Origin of the sequence: Promicromonospora sp. NPDC050880 (assembly GCF_044456525.1) — a bacterium.
In the GTDB taxonomy this organism is placed as follows: Bacteria; Actinomycetota; Actinomycetes; order Actinomycetales; family Cellulomonadaceae; genus Promicromonospora.
The window spans coordinates 13,974-32,048 of record NZ_JBITFV010000031.1; the positions used below are offsets into that span (position 1 = coordinate 13,974).

General features: G+C 72.2%; 30 protein-coding genes and 1 pseudogene. 2 read left to right on the forward strand and 29 right to left on the reverse strand.

The genetic code is table 11. The features are described from left to right. Positions 1 to 49: 49 nt before the first annotated feature. The 6 genes from ACIBBF_RS25650 to ACIBBF_RS25675 form a co-directional block, all read right to left on the reverse strand. A complete protein-coding gene (locus ACIBBF_RS25650) occupies positions 50 to 730 on the reverse strand; it encodes an HK97 family phage prohead protease (RefSeq protein ID WP_397419114.1) in 681 nt (226 codons plus the stop codon). Beyond that, positions 727 to 1,839: a phage portal protein gene (locus tag ACIBBF_RS25655; protein WP_397419116.1), complete on the reverse strand. Its 1,113-nt coding sequence runs from the start codon at positions 1,837 to 1,839 to the stop codon at positions 727 to 729. The genes ACIBBF_RS25650 and ACIBBF_RS25655 overlap by 4 nt, the downstream gene beginning before the upstream one ends. Next, on the reverse strand, positions 1,836 to 2,090 hold the full coding sequence (locus tag ACIBBF_RS25660; protein WP_397419118.1) for a hypothetical protein: 255 nt from the start codon (positions 2,088 to 2,090) through the stop codon (positions 1,836 to 1,838). The genes ACIBBF_RS25655 and ACIBBF_RS25660 overlap by 4 nt, the downstream gene beginning before the upstream one ends. Before the next feature lie 28 nt (positions 2,091 to 2,118). Further along, positions 2,119 to 3,648: a hypothetical protein gene (locus ACIBBF_RS25665; RefSeq protein ID WP_397419119.1), complete on the reverse strand. Its 1,530-nt coding sequence runs from the start codon at positions 3,646 to 3,648 to the stop codon at positions 2,119 to 2,121. After that, positions 3,590 to 4,039, reverse strand: a complete 450-nt coding sequence (locus tag ACIBBF_RS25670; RefSeq protein ID WP_397419121.1) for a hypothetical protein — start codon at positions 4,037 to 4,039, stop codon at positions 3,590 to 3,592. Before ACIBBF_RS25670 ends, ACIBBF_RS25665 begins: the two co-directional genes overlap by 59 nt. Before the next feature lie 131 nt (positions 4,040 to 4,170). Then, positions 4,171 to 4,884 carry an AAA family ATPase gene (locus tag ACIBBF_RS25675; RefSeq protein WP_397419123.1) on the reverse strand — a complete coding sequence of 238 codons (714 nt, stop codon included), beginning with the start codon at positions 4,882 to 4,884 and terminating at the stop codon, positions 4,171 to 4,173. A gap of 74 nt (positions 4,885 to 4,958) precedes the next feature. Between ACIBBF_RS25675 and ACIBBF_RS25680 the strand changes: the two genes are divergently transcribed. Beyond that, the gene (locus tag ACIBBF_RS25680; RefSeq protein ID WP_397419125.1) at positions 4,959 to 5,270 is read left to right on the forward strand and encodes a hypothetical protein; all 312 of its coding nucleotides are present in this window, start codon (positions 4,959 to 4,961) and stop codon (positions 5,268 to 5,270) included. Positions 5,271 to 5,385: 115 nt separating this feature from the next. Here ACIBBF_RS25680 and ACIBBF_RS25685 read toward each other — a convergent pair whose 3' ends face one another. The 23 genes and pseudogenes from ACIBBF_RS25685 to ACIBBF_RS25795 form a co-directional block, all read right to left on the reverse strand. Then, positions 5,386 to 5,868 carry a hypothetical protein gene (locus tag ACIBBF_RS25685; protein ID WP_397419127.1) on the reverse strand — a complete coding sequence of 161 codons (483 nt, stop codon included), beginning with the start codon at positions 5,866 to 5,868 and terminating at the stop codon, positions 5,386 to 5,388. After that, positions 5,865 to 6,260 (reverse strand): hypothetical protein, encoded by a 396-nt coding sequence (locus ACIBBF_RS25690; RefSeq protein ID WP_397419129.1) that lies wholly within the window; start codon positions 6,258 to 6,260, stop codon positions 5,865 to 5,867. The genes ACIBBF_RS25685 and ACIBBF_RS25690 overlap by 4 nt, the downstream gene beginning before the upstream one ends. After that, positions 6,257 to 6,994, reverse strand: coding sequence for a hypothetical protein (locus ACIBBF_RS25695; protein ID WP_397419131.1), 738 nt, complete (start codon positions 6,992 to 6,994; stop codon positions 6,257 to 6,259). The genes ACIBBF_RS25690 and ACIBBF_RS25695 overlap by 4 nt, the downstream gene beginning before the upstream one ends. Continuing rightward, positions 6,991 to 8,259: an HNH endonuclease gene (locus tag ACIBBF_RS25700; RefSeq protein ID WP_397419171.1), complete on the reverse strand. Its 1,269-nt coding sequence runs from the start codon at positions 8,257 to 8,259 to the stop codon at positions 6,991 to 6,993. The genes ACIBBF_RS25695 and ACIBBF_RS25700 overlap by 4 nt, the downstream gene beginning before the upstream one ends. A 97-nt stretch (positions 8,260 to 8,356) precedes the next feature. Next, positions 8,357 to 8,602: a hypothetical protein gene (locus tag ACIBBF_RS25705; RefSeq protein WP_397419133.1), complete on the reverse strand. Its 246-nt coding sequence runs from the start codon at positions 8,600 to 8,602 to the stop codon at positions 8,357 to 8,359. Positions 8,603 to 8,719: 117 nt separating this feature from the next. After that, the gene (locus tag ACIBBF_RS25710) at positions 8,720 to 9,121 is read right to left on the reverse strand and encodes a hypothetical protein (RefSeq protein WP_397419135.1); all 402 of its coding nucleotides are present in this window, start codon (positions 9,119 to 9,121) and stop codon (positions 8,720 to 8,722) included. Further along, a complete protein-coding gene (locus tag ACIBBF_RS25715) occupies positions 9,114 to 9,368 on the reverse strand; it encodes a hypothetical protein (RefSeq protein ID WP_397419137.1) in 255 nt (84 codons plus the stop codon). Before ACIBBF_RS25715 ends, ACIBBF_RS25710 begins: the two co-directional genes overlap by 8 nt. Continuing rightward, a pseudogene (locus tag ACIBBF_RS25720) lies at positions 9,365 to 9,646 on the reverse strand (DNA translocase FtsK); the annotation flags it as partial. The pseudogene ACIBBF_RS25720 and the gene ACIBBF_RS25715, both read right to left, overlap by 4 nt. A gap of 794 nt (positions 9,647 to 10,440) precedes the next feature. Beyond that, positions 10,441 to 11,382 carry a hypothetical protein gene (locus ACIBBF_RS25725; RefSeq protein ID WP_397419139.1) on the reverse strand — a complete coding sequence of 314 codons (942 nt, stop codon included), beginning with the start codon at positions 11,380 to 11,382 and terminating at the stop codon, positions 10,441 to 10,443. Continuing rightward, positions 11,379 to 11,522, reverse strand: coding sequence for a hypothetical protein (locus ACIBBF_RS25730; RefSeq protein WP_397419141.1), 144 nt, complete (start codon positions 11,520 to 11,522; stop codon positions 11,379 to 11,381). The genes ACIBBF_RS25725 and ACIBBF_RS25730 overlap by 4 nt, the downstream gene beginning before the upstream one ends. After that, positions 11,519 to 11,752 carry a hypothetical protein gene (locus ACIBBF_RS25735; RefSeq protein WP_397419143.1) on the reverse strand — a complete coding sequence of 78 codons (234 nt, stop codon included), beginning with the start codon at positions 11,750 to 11,752 and terminating at the stop codon, positions 11,519 to 11,521. Before ACIBBF_RS25735 ends, ACIBBF_RS25730 begins: the two co-directional genes overlap by 4 nt. 598 nt (positions 11,753 to 12,350) lie before the next feature. Then, positions 12,351 to 12,617: a hypothetical protein gene (locus ACIBBF_RS25740; protein WP_397419145.1), complete on the reverse strand. Its 267-nt coding sequence runs from the start codon at positions 12,615 to 12,617 to the stop codon at positions 12,351 to 12,353. 2 nt (positions 12,618 to 12,619) lie between these two features. Next, entirely contained in the window at positions 12,620 to 12,967 is a 348-nt protein-coding gene (locus ACIBBF_RS25745) for a hypothetical protein (protein WP_397419147.1), read from the reverse strand. After that, positions 12,948 to 13,115 carry a hypothetical protein gene (locus tag ACIBBF_RS25750; RefSeq protein ID WP_397419149.1) on the reverse strand — a complete coding sequence of 56 codons (168 nt, stop codon included), beginning with the start codon at positions 13,113 to 13,115 and terminating at the stop codon, positions 12,948 to 12,950. The genes ACIBBF_RS25745 and ACIBBF_RS25750 overlap by 20 nt, the downstream gene beginning before the upstream one ends. After that, positions 13,112 to 13,516 carry a hypothetical protein gene (locus ACIBBF_RS25755; protein ID WP_397419151.1) on the reverse strand — a complete coding sequence of 135 codons (405 nt, stop codon included), beginning with the start codon at positions 13,514 to 13,516 and terminating at the stop codon, positions 13,112 to 13,114. Before ACIBBF_RS25755 ends, ACIBBF_RS25750 begins: the two co-directional genes overlap by 4 nt. After that, positions 13,513 to 13,668: a hypothetical protein gene (locus ACIBBF_RS25760; protein ID WP_397419153.1), complete on the reverse strand. Its 156-nt coding sequence runs from the start codon at positions 13,666 to 13,668 to the stop codon at positions 13,513 to 13,515. Before ACIBBF_RS25760 ends, ACIBBF_RS25755 begins: the two co-directional genes overlap by 4 nt. Further along, a complete protein-coding gene (locus tag ACIBBF_RS25765; protein ID WP_397419155.1) occupies positions 13,665 to 14,048 on the reverse strand; it encodes a hypothetical protein in 384 nt (127 codons plus the stop codon). The genes ACIBBF_RS25760 and ACIBBF_RS25765 overlap by 4 nt, the downstream gene beginning before the upstream one ends. A gap of 29 nt (positions 14,049 to 14,077) precedes the next feature. Next, on the reverse strand, positions 14,078 to 14,353 hold the full coding sequence (locus ACIBBF_RS25770) for a hypothetical protein (protein ID WP_397419157.1): 276 nt from the start codon (positions 14,351 to 14,353) through the stop codon (positions 14,078 to 14,080). Beyond that, entirely contained in the window at positions 14,350 to 14,976 is a 627-nt protein-coding gene (locus ACIBBF_RS25775) for a hypothetical protein (RefSeq protein WP_397419159.1), read from the reverse strand. Before ACIBBF_RS25775 ends, ACIBBF_RS25770 begins: the two co-directional genes overlap by 4 nt. Beyond that, the gene (locus ACIBBF_RS25780; protein WP_397419161.1) at positions 14,976 to 15,128 is read right to left on the reverse strand and encodes a hypothetical protein; all 153 of its coding nucleotides are present in this window, start codon (positions 15,126 to 15,128) and stop codon (positions 14,976 to 14,978) included. Before ACIBBF_RS25780 ends, ACIBBF_RS25775 begins: the two co-directional genes overlap by 1 nt. Further along, positions 15,125 to 15,268, reverse strand: coding sequence for a hypothetical protein (locus ACIBBF_RS25785; RefSeq protein ID WP_397419163.1), 144 nt, complete (start codon positions 15,266 to 15,268; stop codon positions 15,125 to 15,127). The genes ACIBBF_RS25780 and ACIBBF_RS25785 overlap by 4 nt, the downstream gene beginning before the upstream one ends. Positions 15,269 to 15,376: 108 nt before the next feature. Next, complete coding sequence (locus ACIBBF_RS25790; protein WP_397419165.1) at positions 15,377 to 15,628, reverse strand: hypothetical protein; 252 nt, start codon at positions 15,626 to 15,628, stop codon at positions 15,377 to 15,379. Further along, positions 15,625 to 15,912 (reverse strand): hypothetical protein, encoded by a 288-nt coding sequence (locus ACIBBF_RS25795; RefSeq protein WP_397419167.1) that lies wholly within the window; start codon positions 15,910 to 15,912, stop codon positions 15,625 to 15,627. The genes ACIBBF_RS25790 and ACIBBF_RS25795 overlap by 4 nt, the downstream gene beginning before the upstream one ends. Before the next feature lie 819 nt (positions 15,913 to 16,731). On the opposite strand from ACIBBF_RS25795, the gene ACIBBF_RS25800 reads away from it, so the two are divergent. Beyond that, positions 16,732 to 17,868, forward strand: coding sequence for a tyrosine-type recombinase/integrase (locus ACIBBF_RS25800; RefSeq protein WP_397419169.1), 1,137 nt, complete (start codon positions 16,732 to 16,734; stop codon positions 17,866 to 17,868). Positions 17,869 to 18,075 lie beyond the last annotated feature (207 nt).

The following is an 18,075-nucleotide window of genomic DNA, read 5'->3' on the forward strand; positions in this document are numbered from 1 at the left end:
GTCGTGCGGCCCTGGGCGGGTGGGTGTCTCCCTGCCCGCCGTCAGGCACTCAGCGGATGTACTTGCTCATGGCGGCCGAGACCGCCATGCCCTCCGGCGCCGTCTTGTCGGTGCGCTGGAAGAACCGGCGCAGCTCGTCGGCCGCCGCGAGCGAACGCACCTCCTCGACGGAGGCGTCGAACTTGCGGGCCAGGGACTCCAGCGCCGGGCCCGGGCCGACCATGGCGCCCGCGATCGAGCGGGTGCCCACGCTGGTGTCGTCGTAGGCCGGGGTGTTGACCGGCGCGACGTCGTGCAGGCCGCCGGACAGCAGCGAGCGCAGCGGGAAGCCCTGGTCGGTCTGGGACCAGTCGTCCTCGAACGTGACGAACGCGAACGAGCTCTGCGTGACGTCGCCGCGCTCAACCAGCTCGTACACGTCCGCGCGGGTCTTGGGGGTGTCGACGTCGTAGGCGAGGCCGATCTCGTCGACGTCCAGGCGCAGCGTGCCGGCGGCGGTGGTGCCGAGCAGCCGGTTGTCGTCGTGGTTGTACCGGGCAATGACGCCGGGCCATCCGTCGCCGCGGCTCTTGTTGAAGAATGCGGGGTCGATGCGCTCGACGAAGCCGCCGAGGTTGCGGCTGAGGGTGTTGAACTTCGCGGCGTAGCCGCCGATCGTGCGCTTGTCGGTGCCCGTGGCACGGGTCTCGACCCGGACCGACGTGAACCGGCGCTCAGCAGTGGTCGTCACTGGGCATCTCCTGTTCGGTTGACCGGCTCCGTGGGCGGCCGGGGGATGTTGTAGAAGTCGCCGCCCGGGACCGGGCCGCGCTCCTCCAGCGCACGGGCCTCGTTGACCGAGAGGCGTCCGTCCGCGATCTGCGCGCCGACGACGTCGGTGCGGGTCTTGATGTCGGCGCGGATCGTCGCGCCGACGTTGAACTTCATGTACTGGCCGCGGGGCAGCCACCGCGAGAACGCGGTCTCCACCCGGGTCAGGTACGGGCGCATGTTGTGCCCTCGGTTCAGGGCCCGGGACTCGTCGTTGGAGTAGGTCAGGGAGTCCGAGGCGCTGCCGCCGACCTCGCGCGGGTCGATCCCGTAGATCGCCGCGATCTGCGTCGCGGTCATCTGCAACGTCTGGATGAACTGGGCGTGCGACGGCGGGATGGTCTGGACCGTCAAGTCCCAGTCGTTGCCGGAGGTGAACGGCAGGCCCGACGCGAACGACGCCGCGGCCTGCTGCTGGATCTTCGCGGCCTGCGTGCGGTTGAGCACCTTCGCCGTGTTCTTCAGGTGCGCCGGCGGGATCCCACCACCGCGCCCGACGTCGGCGTAGTCCTGCGCCGACAGCCCGGCCCGCGCCATGGCGGCGAAGTGCGCGATCGGGGACAGGCCGAGCTTCTTGCCGGTCGGGACGATCCAGGGGACGTGCGCGACGAGGGAGTCCGGCTTGAGCGCCCCGTTGACGAACCACGGCGAGTCCTCGCCGCCGGACCAGAACTCGGCGAGCTCGATCATCAGCGGCCGGCGCTCGGCGTCGACGGCGGTCACCGCCCCGACCGTGTTGCCGATCGTGACCATGCCGTACAGCACCTGCCCGATCCAGTTCGAGAACCCGACCTCGGCGTTGATGTTCTGCGCCAGCAGCGGCCAGTTGGTCCGCTCCCGGACGCCGCCCGGGCCGTCGGTGTAGAAGTCGACCGGCAGCGTCGAGGCGTAGTCGACGATCGAGCGGATCGCCGCGAACACCGGCCCAAGGTGGGTCGCCTCCCCGACGCTCACGTGCCGGCGTGCGGCCGGCGACAGGTCGAAGTCCTCGGTGGCGTCGGCCGACATCGGCTGGAAGAGCAGGCTCACGCCGTCACCTCCTGGGCATCACGCGCCGCGGCACGGCGGACCGCCGCGCGAGCTGCACGTCGGCGGCCGACGGCGGCCCGGAGAGCCGCGAGCGCCCGGCCGGGGGCGGTGGGGTTGGTCAGCAGCCACGAGAACGTGACCAAGCCGGCGCCGGCCACGGCCAGCGCGAGGGGGATCGCGACGGCCGCCGCCCAGACGGCGGCGGCTGCGACGAGCAGCACCCCGCCGGTGAGCTCCAGAACGTCAGTCACGCGAGCGCGCACAGGGTGTCTCCCTTCGTCACAGGACGGATTCGTCGAGGTCGTAGTCGGCGGCCAGGCCGGCCATCACGACGTGCCGCGCCAGGGCCGCGGCCTCGACCATCGACACGTCGCCGGCCTTGGAATCGATCACCCGCTGCTTGCCGACGTTGGCCCACGAGGCCATGCCGACGGCGGCGTTCAGGGCGTCGTAGTCGCCGTGGGTCACGGTCTTCTGGGTGATCGCCTCGTCGAGGTCGTCGCAGGCCACGACCATGCCCGCGAACGGCACGAGCTCGACGTGCACGCCCCGCTCCTCCAGCGCCGGCGCGAGCAGCGCGGCGCCGGTCTTCTCCTGCACCGCGACCGGCAGGTTCCGCTCCAGCGCGACCCGGGCGACGTAGTCGACGAACGCCTCGCGGCCGGCCACGTAGGGCATCTTCACGTTGGCGGCCAGGTGCCCGCCGCCGTACGACGCCAGGGACAGCCACACCCGGTCGAAGCTGGCCATGATGCCGAGCGCCTCGACCGGCGGCGCCGGGGCGTCGGTCCGCAGGTCGTTCCAGTTCGGGAAGATCGACTCGCGGAAGAACTCGTCCCACACGCCCAGGCCCTCACGCCGCCAGGAGTCGTCGTTGGTCAGGTTCTCCCGCAGCCGCTGGATCGAGATGTCCGGGGTGCGGTGCGGGTAGGACGGGTTCGCCTTCTCGACCTGCGCCCGGTCGTCGAGCTTCGGGCCGTCCTTCTTGCCCACGTCCGGGTCGGCCGAGCACTCCACGTACAGCGCGTTCCCGCCCTGCACGACGCCGCCGAAGTCCCCGACCTTCGCGCGCTTCTTGATCGCGAGCGCCTTGCGACGCCGGTTGGTGAACTCCAGGCCGTTGTCCGTCGGGCGTGGCGGGGTGCCCATGAAGAACAGGAGCGCCCCGTACTCCCAGCGGGACTGGTTCGTGGCGGCCACCATGTCGTCCAGCGCCTGCGACGTGACGCGCTGCGCCTCGTCGAAGACCTCGATGTCCACCTCGTCGAAGCCCAATCCGAACCCGTGCTCGCGGGCGCCGAACATGATCCGCGACCCGTTGCGGAACCGGATCTCCTGCTCACCGTTGGTGTTCCGGATGCCGCGGTTGCGCCCCGGGCGCAGGTGCCGGCGGACCCGCTTGGACAGGACCAGGTTCTTCATCTTGCCGAACGTCTGCGTGGACAGCCTCGCGCGGTGCGCCGTCCACAGGACCGTCAGGTTGGGGAACATCGTGCACAGGGCGACGACGATCACCATGGTCATGAACGTCTTGGCGACCTGCCGCGGGATGCTCAGCGTGATGCCGCCGACCGTGGCCGCGAACCGGCCCTCGGCGGTCACCCCGAGCTCGGCCTGCGCTAGCCCGTCCTGCCACCGGTCGAACCGGATCCCGAGCTCACTGACCCGCTGCTCGACGCCCGGCTGCCCGTCCCAGCCCAACCAGAGGCTCCGCTCGATGCCCGCGGGGATGACGACGTGGCGCGCGACCTCAGAGAGCCGCAGCGTCGAACGATCGACGCTCGGGGCCTCCATCACCGCTGCTGTCACCAGGTGCCCCCTGTCCGCCGCCGGCCTGCTCCTGGCCCTCCGGGTCGTCGGTGCGCGGCTCGAGCTCGGCCCGCAGCGCCGCCGCCTGCCGTGCCAGCGCCGCCACGAACTGGATCTGCCCCGCCACCGTCGCCGTGTCGATCGCGTCGGCCACCACGAGCAGGTCGGCGGCGGCCGGCGTCCGCGCGGCGTCCATGGCCTTCTCCGTGAGCCACGCCCGCGCTGCCCTGCCCGACGGCCCATCGACCACGACGGGCACCGACGGCGCCGGCGCGGCGGCTGCACCGGCGCGACGGGCCCGCTTGCGGCACGTGTCCGAGCAGTACCGCGCGTGCGGGCGGCGTGCCTCGAACTCCTTCGCGCACATCGCGCAACGGCGCTTGACCTGCATGAACGCCTCCCGTCCCGGGACTGTCCCGCATCCCATGTCCCGGGACCGAAGGCCCGAGGCGGGGAGAGAAATTGTGGTGGGATCGGGGTGTCCTGCTGCCCGGATTCCGAAAAAATCGGGCCGCTCCGAGGTCAGAGCCGCAGCCAGCGACCGCCCGAGTTCGCCGCGCGAGTCGCCTCGGACGCGAGCTTGTTCTTCTTCGCCGCGGCCTTTCCCGTGTTGCACGAGGCGTGCGCCGGGCCGAGGTAGCCGGCGCCGTCGTCGGTGTGGTCTAGGTGCCAGTCCATCGCCGCGGTCACCGTCTTGCCGCACACCGTGCACGGCAGGGGCAGCAGCTTCTTCCACGCCTGGCGCGCGAGCTGGTGGGCGTACCCGTAGCGGCGTCGCTTCTCGGCGTAGGAGGTGCCGCGCTGCGTCAGCCGCACCGGCCGCCAGGATCCGTGGTCCTCCAGCTCGCCCGGCCAGGCCGGCACGTGGTCCGTCAGGTCGTGGCCGGCGTACCAAGTCGAGACCGCACGTACGCCGGCCACGAAGTCCCCGCGGCGTCGAGCCCGCACCCGGTGCGTGCACACGTCCGGGCCAGGGTCGAGGAGGTAGCCGTGCGTGGCCTGCACGAGGCGGCCTGCCTTGGCCCGGGCCGTCGACGTCGAGCCCGAGCGGATCACCACGGCGCGCACGTCGCGGGCCCGCCCGACGGCGGCGAGGGCCGCACGGAACTGGCGCTCGCTGGTCCACTGCTGGTCATCCCGGTCGTACAGCTTGAGGCCGTGCTCACGCACGAGCTCGCGGGCCAGCGTGGACTTGCCCGCACCGGGCGGGCCGAACAGCAGGATCACCAGCCGCACCGTGACCTCCTGCCCCGCGAGATCACCCGGCCGTTTCGTTCTGCCCAGGCTGGCCGCTCGCTACCGTGGCGGGCATGCGCAGACGCACAGCCAAGGCGGCCATCAACCTCGTGGCCAAGGCCATCCCCGACGACGAGGCCATGACGGAGTCGATCCTGCGTGGCCGGCGCGGGATCATCGAGGACTGCATGCGCACCCTCGCCCAGCAGCAGCAGTACGCCGCCGAGTACGAGGCGAAGAAGCCGGGGTCGTGGCGGGCCCGCTCGTTCGCGAAGTCGGCCGCCTCCTGGCAGGAGCGCACTGACACGGCGATTGCGAAGTACAACGAGCTGGCCGCGCAGTACGGCCGGCCCGCGTGGAACCCGGACGACGCACCGCAGTCATGACGAAGGCCCGGCCACCTGGTGGTGTCCGGGCCTCTCGTCCGACACGAATGTCAGTACAGCACTGAGGGTGTCAAGTCACTGACACGCTGTCAACCGACACGCGAACGTGTGTTCGTCATCCGCACGCCATGACCCACCGTCGCTCGACCTCACGCCATCCGGAGAGCTGGTACCGGGAAGGCAGCGGCAGCGGCGCGTACGGCACCGTCTCGTCCTGGTACTCCGACAGCGGCGGCATCGGAGGCGGGACCAGCAAGCCCGTGGTGAGCAGGCCGCGATCGATCATCGCTGTCTGCCCGTCGATGTGACCGCCGCGCAGCTCAACCTCCGCCTCGGCTCCACGCCAGAACGGGCGCCACTGCATATCGAGCACCACGCCCCCGAACTCCCCTGGGGACTCCACCACCGAGACGTCGTCCTCGTGCACCTCGACAGCCCACACCCGCGCAGCGTCGATGATCTGCGCGGCGGCACGGAGGCGGGCGAACTCGACGACCTCCTCGCGGTCCCGCGCGACGAGCTCTGCGCTGGCGACGTGCAGCGTCATCCCGAGACGCCGCACCTTTCCGACGGTCTCCATGTCCCACGTCGTCGTCATGCTTCCTCCTCGGTGCCCTGCTGCACGACGATCACGGGGCGACCGTCGGCGACCTGCGCCATGTCGGACAGCGCGTTCCCGCGCACCCAGTCGACCGACCCGGGCCGAGTCAGCGTGACGGTGGCGCCGTGCTCCTCGATGATCTGGGCACACATCGCCTTGATCGCCGGCAGGTCACCTATCGGGACGTCGAGCTCACCGATCCACGGATGCTGGTCCAGGACGTGCGGCTCCAGCACCTGGCACGCGTTCGGGAGCTGGTGGGTCATCAGCACGTCGTCCAGCAACCAGCCGCACACGTCGTAGACGAACTCGATGCCGCGCTCCGACACCATGACGCCAGTCGCCACGGTGACCACGTCGAGCGTGGGGAACTCCTTGGTGTCGCTCATGCTCCGATCCTTCCAGTCAGCCGCAGCGTGCGGGCCAGCCTGGCCGCCGCCTGCGGGTTCATCGGCTTCCTGCGCTGCGCTCGCTGCCACTCGAGCGGCGTGATCCGGTGGCCTGGGTCGACGTCGCACACCATGTCCGGGATCTGCTCCTGGTCGGGGTGCATGAACACCCGGTACTCGCCCTCGCACGGCACCCGCTGCCCCAGGTCGGACGTGTCGTGCTCGGTGCACTCGACGCCCGTGCGCAGCCACCGTGCGCCCGAGGGCCACGCCGTCCGGCGCGCGAGCCCGGCCCACTCCTCGGCCGCCGCCAGGAAGTCCGCGCGCATCTGCTGGTCGGGGTGCATCACGAAGTGCCCGATCCGCTCGTGCGCGATGTGCCGGACCAACTCGCCGGTGTCGATCGTGGGCGGTGCCCAGAGCTCGGCCACGCGGTGGCCGGCCGCCCACGGGACGCCGGGCCACCGCTCGACGGTGACCTCCTCCATCAGCGCCCGGGCCAGGAACTGCACCCATCCGCTGATCTCGGCACGCACGTCGGCCACGTGCGCATCGATCGGCGCCCGCGACGCCGGCTTACTCGCGCCCGAACCCGGGGTCGACCCGGCCGCGAGCAGCTCGTCGAGCTCGACCCACGCGTCGGCGATCTCCACGAGCTGGTTCTGCGCCCGCCAGTACGCCGCCGTCTCGCTGTCCTGCTGGTGGTCGGGGATCCGCTCCCTACGACGGCTCATGCAAGGGCCTCCGTCATCTCGTCGTTGCACTTGCGGCACGGCTCGGGCAGGCCGTGCACGCTGCACAGGTGCTCGTCACCCAGCGGGGACGCCGGGCCACGCCACCCGTGCCAGGGGGAACCGAACCGGTCGACCTGAGGCACCACCTCGACGTCGCCGGCATCCCAGGTCGGGGCAGGCGAGGGCGGGGGTGCTGCGCTCGGGTTGGGAGCGGGGGAGGTGGTCTTGCGGCCTCCCTTGCCCCGACGACGCTTCCGACGGCCGGACGGTGAGGCGGGCGGCGAACCCTCCCCCTGTCCCTGGACTAACCCAGGAGAAGACCCATCCCCTGACCCATTCCCGCGCGCGACACGCGCGCGTAGAGACTTCTGGGGGCTGGAAGACCGGCCGGTTTCCACCTGGTCGGTCTCTGGTCTGGTCGGTGGCCGCTGTGCCGGGTCGAGCTCGTGCGGGCTCGGTGCGGTCTCTGCGGCCGGGGGCTCGGGCGAGACAGGGGTCTCAGCGGCCGAGCCCGCCACGGGCGAGACAGCAGTGCTCACAGCGGCCGGTGGGGCGAAGTCGGGCGAGACGGGGGTCTCAGCGGCCGACGTCGCCTCGGTGGGCGTGAGCGGGTCGAGCTCGGTCGCACGAGGCGCCGGGCGCAGTGTCATACCGGCCTGGACCGGGGTGCGCTTCCCCTTGCTCCCGTTGCAGCCCTTGCAGGCCACCACGAGGTTGCGCACGCCAGATGCCTTCATCGGGTCGACGTGGTCGATCGTCCCGCGGTCCGGCTCCGGCGAGCGCGTGTCCTTCCTCTTGACGGTCTTGCCGCAGTAGCGGCAGGCCGCGTGCTCGGCGCCCTTCTTCCACTGGCCCGGGAGTGCGTCGCGCGCCCAGACCGCATGCACGATCTCCGGCTTGGCCAGCTCGGCCCGCTTGCGGCGGTTGAGCTTCTGGATCTCGGCCGGGTCGTACTTCATCTGGAACCAGTCGTGGAACCGCCAGTGCCCATCAGGGACCGGTGCGCAGACCTCGCACGCGTGCCCCGGTGCGTGCCAGAACCCAGCGTCGACCAGAAGGCCGGCGAGCTCCTGCACCAACGTGACGTGCGGCATGATCGTGGCGAGGTCCATGAGCGACAGCAGGCCGTCGGTCAGAGACGCCTGGGTCGAGGCGCCCGCCAGCGTCCACAGGTACCCAGCGGCGGCGCCCCGAAGGTCGCCGGCGAGTACCGGGGCGGTGAGCTTCCTCGTCTTGGCGTTGACCGGCAGCTGGTCGTCGACCATGAAGAACACGAACGGTGGCTCCTTGCGTGGTAGGGCAGGTGTCGGTGGCGCGCGGCGGTCCGCGCGCGGGTCTCGACGCCGCGAGCGCCGTGGGCATCTATGCGGCCTCCTTCCGTGCTGCTCGGGCTGCGAGCGCCGCGATCACGTGGTCCTGGTGGGCGGCGAGCTGGTGGGCGGCGAGGCGGGCGTGTGCGGCCTCTCGGGTGGGCTCGGTGGGGTTGTGGTGCGGCGTGGGCGGGCAGACGTAGCAGGCCCAGCGCCAACCGGGCACGAGCGCGGGCACGAAGCCGGCCGTGCGTGCACGGCCGACGGCGCCCGGCGCTCGGGTGGTCCGTTCAGGCACGGCTCGGCGGTCCTCCCCAGACGTGGCCGCACGAGCACTGCCAGCGCCACGGCGGGCCCGGCGTCATGACCCGGTAGGAGGCGATGGCGTGGCCGCGCACGCGGTGCCAGAGCATCATCACGAGCCCACCGCCGCGCCCTGGCCGCACGCGGGGCAGACCCAGCCCTCGGGGACGGTCGGCGGGATGCCGAGGGTGCAGGCGAGGACGTTGCCGTCCTCGTCGCGGGCGACGTGCCCCGGGCCGTGGCCGGCGGGGCGGGTGCACACCTGGGGCACGCCGGCCGCGCGGCCGGTCCAGATCGACGCCCAGCACCGGTCGTCGTCATCCTCGGCCGGGCGCTCGGCAGGCGCGAGGATGGCTGCGACAGACTCGAACGCCGCGGCGATCCGGTCCAGGGCTGCCAGGATCTCGGGCGCGACCCGGAGCTCCTGCACGTCGGCAGGCAGGGCGGCGCCGGCACCCATCGGCGGGCGCTCGGGGTCGTCGCTGGTGATCAGGTGGATACGGGCATCAGCCACGGTCGGTCTCCTCGTCGTCGTGCTCGGCGAACGCCGCGTCGATCTCCGCAGCGACCACGTCGTCATCGGTCTGGTCCGGCTCCTCGGCGAGGGCGTCGACGGCCGCGAGCGCCGCCTCGACCTCTGCGAGCTCGGCGAGCTGGTTCTCGTGCTGCCGCTGGAGCCGGGCGATGTCGTTCGCGGTCGCCGCGGCCTGCGTGCGGACTAGGCCGGCGCGGCGGGCGAGGTAGTTGTGCGTGGCGCTCATCCTTCGACCTCGTTTCGGTCCTCTGGGTTGAGCAGCTCGCGGGCTGCGTCCATGTCGACGACGAGCACCTGCCGCGCCTTGCTGCCCTCGGCCGGCCCGACGATCCCGGCGCCCTCCAACTGGTGCATGAGGTTGCCGGCCTTCGCGAACGGGACGCGGAGTTTGCGCTGGAGCATGGCCGTTGACCCGAACTGCGTGGTGACGACGAGCTCGGCCGCCTCCAGCAGCAGGCCCGCGTCCGGGTCGTCGAGCGCCGCGGCGGCGGCCTCCAGGTCGACGGCGTCGACCACGAGCACGCCTGACGCGGTGCGCAGGTCGAGCACCGGGCGGCCCGGCTCCTGCTCGTTGCGCGGCTTGGGGTCCTTCACGTACGGCGAGCGCCGCGGCTCACCCCACGAGGCGAGGTCGGTGGTCCAGGTCGCGACGTCCTCGGTCAGCTCCGTGCGGGTGGCCTCGTCGAGGCGGCCTGCCGCGTAGACACCGATGAACCACGGCGCGATCGTGAACGCGAGCGCGCGGTCGTGCGGGGTCAGCACGAGCAGGTCGTCGTACGCCTTCGCGGCGGGCAGGAACGACCGCAGGCGCGCCTCGGACAGCCGCCACACGTGGTGCTCGGACGGCTGGGAGAGGATGTGCGCCATGAGGGCCGGCACGTTCGGGTACCGGTCCTCGCCCACGCGGGTGATCAGCGGAACCTCCAGCGTGGTCCCGTCGAGCAGGGCGCCGTCCTCCGCGAACCGGACCTGGCCCTGGCCGGCGGCGAGGTCGACGCGGATCTCGTCGGCCTCGCGCGAGGTGCGCTCGTCCTTCCCGCCCCGGGCCCGGAACACCTGGAGCACGTTGCCGGCGTCGTCGACGCTCAAGTCGAACACGGAGCCGCCGAGGAACCCGTACAGGTGCTCGAACACGCGGACCTTCGCGGTCGCGGCTGTCGCCCCGTTCGTGGCCCAGATCCGCATGCCGGTCTGGTCCGCCGCGAGCCGCAGCACACCGTACGGGTTCTCCTCCCCAGCGTGCGGCAGCACGGACGCGAGCGCCGCGGCCAGGTCGCCGCGGCGGATCGTGAACGCCGTCATGCGTCACCGGCCGGGGCCTCGTCGGTGCAGGCCTCCTGCACGTCCGGGAGAGACACCACGGTCAGCGGGCCGTGCTCCCGCTCCAGCTCGTGGCCGGTCAGGGCGCCACGGACCAGGCTCACCGCGGTGATCTCGGTGTTGAACCAGCCGTTCGGGGTCTGTTGGAACTTGCTGCCCTTCTCGTCGGCGACGACGACGCCGTCGGGCGCGGCGTCGAGCCACGCACCGTGGTCGGCGTCCTCGCCGGAGTCGCGCACGACGTCGCCCGGCTTGAACGGCCACGCGTCCAGCTCCTGCGCAGTGACGTGCGGCCGTGGGCCGTCCACAGAGTGCGCGACGGCGTCCATGTGATCAGTGAGGGCCGCGGCGTAGTCGCGGGCGGCGTGCGGCGTCAGCTCGGTCGCGTTGACGTCGAACCGCTTGCCGCCGAGCACGACGTGCTTGCGCTCGATCCACAGGCTCGCCCCGACCGGCACGGCGTCGAGAGCAGCGATCGCCTCGTCGCGGGTCAGGTTGTCCACCTCCACCCGCGCGGTCACGACGGTGGCCGACGGCGGCTCGGGCGCCTCCGAGACGAGCAGGTGGCCGCCGATGGGCGCCCAGGTGCCCGGGTCGACCTCGAACTCGATCGTTCCCGGCTCCGTTCCCGGCTCCGGGCTCATGGCCTCCGAGACCGCGCACAGGGTCGCGCACGGCCACGGCTCGGGGGTGCCGTTGGCGTCGGTGCACCGGGTGCAGATCTGGTGCGGTGGCTCGGAGCACTGGTGCAGCTCGCCGAGCTCGACGATCGCCCTGAACATGAGCGGCGCCCAGTGCTCGGCGAGGCGCTCGGCCGCCTTCTCCCACTGCTCGCGGTTCACGGCCATGCCGAGCGCGTGCAGGTCGGCAGCGAGCGGGGCGAGGCCGGCGGGGATCCGGCGCGGCATCGGGGTGGTCATCGGTTCTGCTCCTCGCGGTAGGTCTCCGCGTCGCGGTCGCGACGCAGCGGGCGGCCGTACCGGGTCGCGACGGCACGCCGGCGGGCGGCGTCCCGTCGCTTCTCGGCCCGGCGGTGTCGGGTGTGGGATCGGGCGGTCATGGCTCCTCGGTCAGGTCGTGGTCGTTCGCCGCGAGCGCCGCGACGTCGGGGATAGGTCGGTGCCGGCGGCGGGTGCCGGCCTCGACGAGCGGGGCCGGGCGGGCCCGGCACCGGCGGCACGTGCCCTTGCACGTGCCGGGCTCGTGCTCGCCGAGCAGGTGGTCGGCCGCGCAGCCCGTGCACGGGTTCTGCTGCTGGTGGATCGGGCAGCGGGTGCGGTTGGTGGTCACCCGGCACCTCCGAGCACGTACGCGAGCAGCGCGCGCTCGCGGCGCTGCTCGGCGCCGCGGCATCGGGTGCACCTGCCGAGGCCGGCGTGCACTGCGTCGCCGCGCTGGTGGGGCGTGTCCCGGGTCACCATGGGTCGGTGGCACGTCCGGCACTCGGACGGCGGCGGGGACGCCGGGGTCGGGTTGGGCTTGCCGGCGCGGTCGGCGTGGTAGCACGAGCCGCACATGCCCCGGCCCGCGAACCGGACCGTGCCTGGGGTTGGCGGTTCGCCCTTCGCACGCAGCGGGCGTTCGCACCGTGCGCACGCGGCCGGCATCTTCGCGCGTACGTTCGGGTTCGCTGCGCGATACCGCTCGGTCGCGTAGCAGCCCTTGCACAGGCCACGGGCCTCGTACCGGACGACGTCCCACCCGTTCCCGCACGTACGGCAGGCCGGCGGGCGCGGTGGGTTCGGCTTCTTCCGGCCGGTCTGGTGGGACCAGCACGTCACGCACAGGCCACCGGCCACGTGCCGGCGGGTGCCCGGCACGTACGGGTCCTTCGACCCGCGCAGCCGTACGTTGCAGGACGTGCACGTGGTCGGGCGGCGCGTGCGCGTCACGACGCACGCCCCGTACGCGCACGGTGCCCGGCGGCGCGGTGCGCCGGCTTGCAGTACCGGTGCCGGTCGCTCGTCGGGGTGAACGTCGCGTTGCACCCGTCGAGCGCGCACGTACGTACGTCGTCGCCCGCGAGCTCGCCGCCGCGGACCACAGCGTCGTACGTCTCCTGTGGCGTCACGCCGTCACGTGCCGCGTTGCGTACGGTCGCGCACCCGAGGCACGGCTCCAGCAGCCCGTGCGTGGCGCAGCGGGGTTCGGGCATGGTCAGATCACCGCTTCCAGCATCGCGACGACGTCGGGCAGCTCGGAGGTGCGGCGGGTGCGTACGATCTCGCGCAGCCGGTCGCAGACGTGCTCGATCACGGCCGCGACGGCGCCGTCGTGCGCGTCCGCCTTCGTCAGCGGGACGACGATGGGCAGCGGCCCGGTGACGGGCGCGGCGGCCTGCTCGACGGCGGCCAGCACGCCGCGCAGCTCGGCCTCGACGTCGGCGAGCGCCGCGCGCTCGGCGCGGGCGAGCTCGTCGGCCTCGATCTCGGCCGCGGACGGCCAGCCCGAGACGTCGAACTCGATCGGCTCGACCGGTGGGGCGTCATGCAGCAGCAGGTTCACGGGTGCCCTCCTTCGGGGCGGTGTAGGTGGTGGGCTCGACGAGCGGCAGGAGCTCGGCCCGGGCCGCGTCCCGGGCGCGGATGACCTCGCGCACACAGTCGGGGCAGCGGGTCGGGCCGCACACGTGGACGAGTGCGTGGCTGGTCATGCCTCGGTCCAGGTGCCGAGCACGCCGCGGCGGGTCTCGTCGACCAGCCCGACGGCGAAGTAGCTGAAGCGCCAGTCGGGCCGGTCCGGTGGCGGGTACGGCGGGAAGGCGAGGTCCAGCACCTCCAGGGGCGTGGGCAGGCGGTCGGCGACGAGCTGCGCCGGCTTCTGGTCGCAGTCCCGCTCGTGCGCTGCCTGCTCCCGGGCGGTGTTGAACCAGCCGTTGCAGTACGGGCACCGGCGCGGCTGCCGGCCCGCGCCGCCGGCCTCGTCGGCGCGCAGCATCTCGAGGTACCGACGCTCGACACGCAGCGCGTGCCGGACGCCGGCCACGGTCCCCCGCACGAGCACGTAGACCAGGGACACCAGCGCGAGCAGCGCCAGGGCATCCATCGGGCTCATGCCGGCACCCCCGCGACAGTGGGGGCCGGGCCCGGCGCGGGCGCCGGCTCGACCGGCGGCGGCCCGGCCAGGGCCGCGTACAGCCCGAGCACGACGAGCAGCCCGACCACGCCGCCCGCGAGCGCCGCGGCGGCGTGCAGGGCCCGGCTCACTGGTCACGCTCCGGGGTGCAGTCGCCGACGACGGCGTCCGTGGTGGTCTGGGCGGTCGCGAGGTCGAGCTTCGCCTGCTGCTCGTCGCGCAGCGCGGCGTCGACGGCCTCGGCCTGCTCGATGACCGCGTCCGGGTCCGCGGACAGCACTACGTCGGCCAGCTCCTCCGACGCGGCGAGCACCGCGGCGGCGGCCTCGTCGACCCGGGCAGCCCGGGCACGCTCGGCCTGGACGGCCGGCCCGATCTTCGCGCAGGCCGGCGGGGCGTCGAGCATGACAGTCCGGGTCTCGGGCTCTGGGGCCGTGATCACGGCGACGGCGTAGCCCGCAGCGGCGACAGGCAGAGCCATCGCTGCCGTGAGCACGAGTGCATCGGTCACCCGCTCGCGCCATCGGCGGGGCCGGGCGATCACTTGAGCACCTCGTACGCGATCGGGCCGCCCAGGATGAACGCGATGGGGGGCAGCACGGCACCGAAGGCGACGTTCAGCACCACGCCACCGACGTGCCACCCGACCGTGTACCGGTACCGGCGCGCGCGCTCCGGCCGGCGGCGCCGACGCGGCGGTACCACCGTGGAGGGCAGCGGCGGCGGGTACGCCAGCCGCTTCCGGAAGCCGGCATCCATCGACTGCGCCAGCGTCGCCGCCTCCGGGACGACGGGGAACTCGATCGTGTCCGTCACCGTCCGACCTCCGTCCGGTACGCCGTGATCGCGTCCGACAGTGCTCCCTCGGCGGCGATCCCTGCCGGCTGGTCCGGGTCGGCGTCCTGCCACGTGAGCGCCGCCTCACCGACCGCGACGAGCAGCGCCCCGGCCCGCAGCTCGGCAGGGGTTGGGACGCCCGACGGCGCGGGCTCAGTGGCCGGCACGCCGTCGGACGGGATCGTGGGGCCGTGCATGACGGCCTGGAGGCCGGCCTGCGACGAGACGCCGCGCACCGACGTCGCGGGGTCGACGGGCTCGAGGTCCGCGATGAGCGAGTCCTCGCGACCCGGGACGTCGAAGTGGGCGGCGATGTTCATCTCGTCGCCGTAGGCGACCCAGGCCTTCGTCGCGGTGGCGTCCTCGCCGTAGATGCCGAGCACCCGGCCGATGCGCCCGGTCGGCTTGTGCATGACGTGCTCGGCGTCGCAGAGCGCGCGTACCCGCAGCGTGTTCTCGGCCGCGAGCTCGTGGCCGCGCTTGTGCTGCTCGATCTCGTCGGCGAAGGGGTCCAGCCCGTCCTCGTCGACCGGGCCGGAGGCGAGGACGTGGAACCGGCAGCCCTCGACCGGGCAGACGTACTCGTCGATGCGGACGCTCATCAGTAGATACCTCCCGCGCTCTCGCCGCGGCGGGCTCGCTCGGCGGCGGCGTCGGCGTCTGCCTTGCGGGCCGCCTCCAGCTCCGCGAGCTCAGCCTCGGTCGGGACCGGGCCTTCCTCCACGCCCCCGCGGGGGTGGTCGCGGCCGGTCACTGGTCGCCGTCCTGGTCGTCGAAGTAGATGGCGCCGAGAAGCGCGCGGTGCGCCTGCTGCTCCAGCTCCTTCACGGGCGAGGTGCGCTGCGGCAGCGGGCCGCCGGCCTCGACCCTCTCGGGCTCGTACTTGTCAGCCATGGGATGCTTCCTCTCGGGAACGTCGTCGCGCCCGGTCCAGGTCTCCAAGCTCAGACGTGGGTGCGGCGGCGTTTTCGTGTGCCCGGAGACCGTCCGGGCGGCGGGGTCTCAGGCAGTGGTGCGGGCGGCGCGGTGAGCGCCGAGGCTCCGGACGTTCGTCGAGGCGGCCTCCGCCGCGAGCTGGTGCTCGCACTTCTCGTTGTCGAGCCATGCGGCGAGGCACTCGGGCTGGATCGTCCACGGGCCGCGCTTGATCCGCTGCGTGCCGTGCAGGGCGCCGTCCTGTAGTGCCTTGCGGAGTGTCTCCGGGTGACGGCGGCCGACCTGGGCCGCATCGCCCACGGTCAGGCGCGGGCTCATGCGTCCACCAGGTCAGCGGCGCGGACGGCGTCCGTGTCGTCCACAGTGCGCTCTGCGCGGGCGACGATCTCCGAAGCGGTCGACCCGAGCACCTCGGCCACCTTGTGAAGCTCTGACGGGTAGAAGGGGCGACGGCCGTGGTAGCGCTCGGTGAAGGGCTGCCGGTTCATATTGATCGCAGTGGCCATGCCGGAGATGTTGAATCCGAGGCGCGCCATGTCCGCCCGGATCTCGGAGGCGACAGCCGCATCGAGGGGTCGTACCGAAATGGGTTCACTTGCCATGAGCGCCAGCATGTACCCATTTCGGTACGGCGTCAAGCCTCTTGCGCACAGGGTGTACCCATATGGGACAGTGGTGCCCATGGCACGAGTCCCGAAATCCTTACAGCCGCTGGATCAGGCGGCGCAGGAGCTGCTGGCGAAAGCCGTCGAGGAGCGCGGGCTAAGCCTCCGCGCCGTCGGCGAGCTGGCCGGCATGTCGGCCAATCGCGCGGGGATCATCCTCCGCTGCGAGGAGCCACCAGCGACGCTCGGTGAGCTGGACGCCATCGCTCGAACGGTGGGAATGTCGGCTACTCAGGTGGTCGCACTCGGAGAGGCGGCACTCAGGAGCACGTCTGCGGAACACGCTGGTGAACCGCTCGGCGGCGATCGGCCCGCACCGCACGCCACGACAGTGACGGCAGAGGACATAGCCGCGGGCGTCGGCCTTCCCCGCGGCCTACCGCGGCAGCGTCGTACGAAACCGAGTACCGACAGGCTGCCGCGAACCCACAGCTGATCGAGCATGCTCGGACGGCCGGCGTTGGCACGTGCAGCGGCTCGTGGTCGCGGTCCCCGAGTGGTGATCCAGCGGGTGTAATCCGGCCGATGTCGTCTTTTTCCCCTGCGTCAGACATGTTGATGATTCTGCAACGTGGCAATCGGTTGCCTGCGGTAATTGCCCGTTTGATGGTGATACCGATCACCTGGGTGAATTCGTTTCATAGTGTGAAACCTCGCCTGATCTAGAAGGGATCCCGCGCGATGGCATGGGCAGACAGGCTCGCGAGCGGCAAGTACCGGGGCAGGTACAGGGGCCCCGACGGCAAGACTCGGAACGTGAAGGGCAACTTCACGCACAAGCGCGAGGCGCTGCGCGAGGCGGCTGCGGCCGAGGCTGAGTCCCGCAGGCTCGGCTGGCGCGACCCCAAGGCGGCGGGCCGCACCTGGCGCGAGTGGTGCGAGCAGTGGTGGCCGAGCCGGACCGTGGCCGCCTCGACGGACCGGAACGATGTCAGCCGGCGCAACAACCACCTCATGCCCCGCTGGGGCGACGTGCCCCTCATCGACATCACCCGCCAGGACGTGAAGGACTGGGCCGCCGAGCTGCGCGACGGGCCCGATGGCGAGGACGACGAGGCAACCGGCCTCGCGCCAGGCACCGTCATCCAGATCGTCGGACTGCTCTCCCGCTCGCTGCGTGGCGCCGTCGACGCCGAGGTGCTCCCGTACAACGTCGCGGACAAGCTCAAGCTGCCGAAGCCCGCGCCGGGCAAGGAGCGATTCCTGACCCGCGAGCAGGTCTACAAGCTCCTCGCCGAGCTCGACGGCCCGCACCTCGCGATGACCAAACTGCTCGTCGGCACCGGCATGCGGTGGGGCGAGGCCGCCGGCCTGCACCGCGACCGCGTGCACGCCGACCGGAGTGTGGTCGACGTCATCGAGGCATTCGACTCGACCGCCTACAAGGTGTCGCCCCTGCCGAAGGACAAGCAGATCCGGACCGTGCCCGTGCCGGCCTGGATCGACCTGTCCGCGCTTGAGCAGGACGACGAGCCGCGCGAGGACGGCGACGACGGCACCTGCGGATACGAGCACACCGAGGGGCACTGCCCCGGTCGCCTCATGGTCACGACGGACAGCGGCACGATCATGGACTACTGGAACTATCAGAAGGTGTTCAAGGCGGCTGTCGCCGCGGCCGACATCGGGCACGTCCGGATCCACGACCTGCGCCACACGTACGCGAGCTGGCTACTCCAGGGCGGGCGCACACTCGCCGAGGTCGGCGAGCTGCTCGGGCACGCCTCACCGCTAACCACCCAGCGGTACGCGCGGCTGGAGAAGATCGCCTCGGAGGATGTCCTGGACGCGCTCGGCCCCGATCCCACCACGCCGCCGCCCAAGAAGAAGCCGAAGAAGCCGGTCGACGAGCTCGCCGCGCGGCGGGCCCGCAAGCGGTCCGCGAGCGCCTGAGGGCATGGCGCACGTGGCGCAGAAATGGCGCAGCCGACGACTGTACGAGGCTGGACGAGGCTTTACGGTGAGGCGCCGCAAGAGGGCAGAATCGTTGGAATCTAGCCGTTTGGCTGGACCAGGTTGGACGTGGCTGGACCAGGCTGGACGAGGCGGAACGGACTTTTAATCCGCGGGTTCCGGGTTCGATCCCCGGGGGGCCCACCG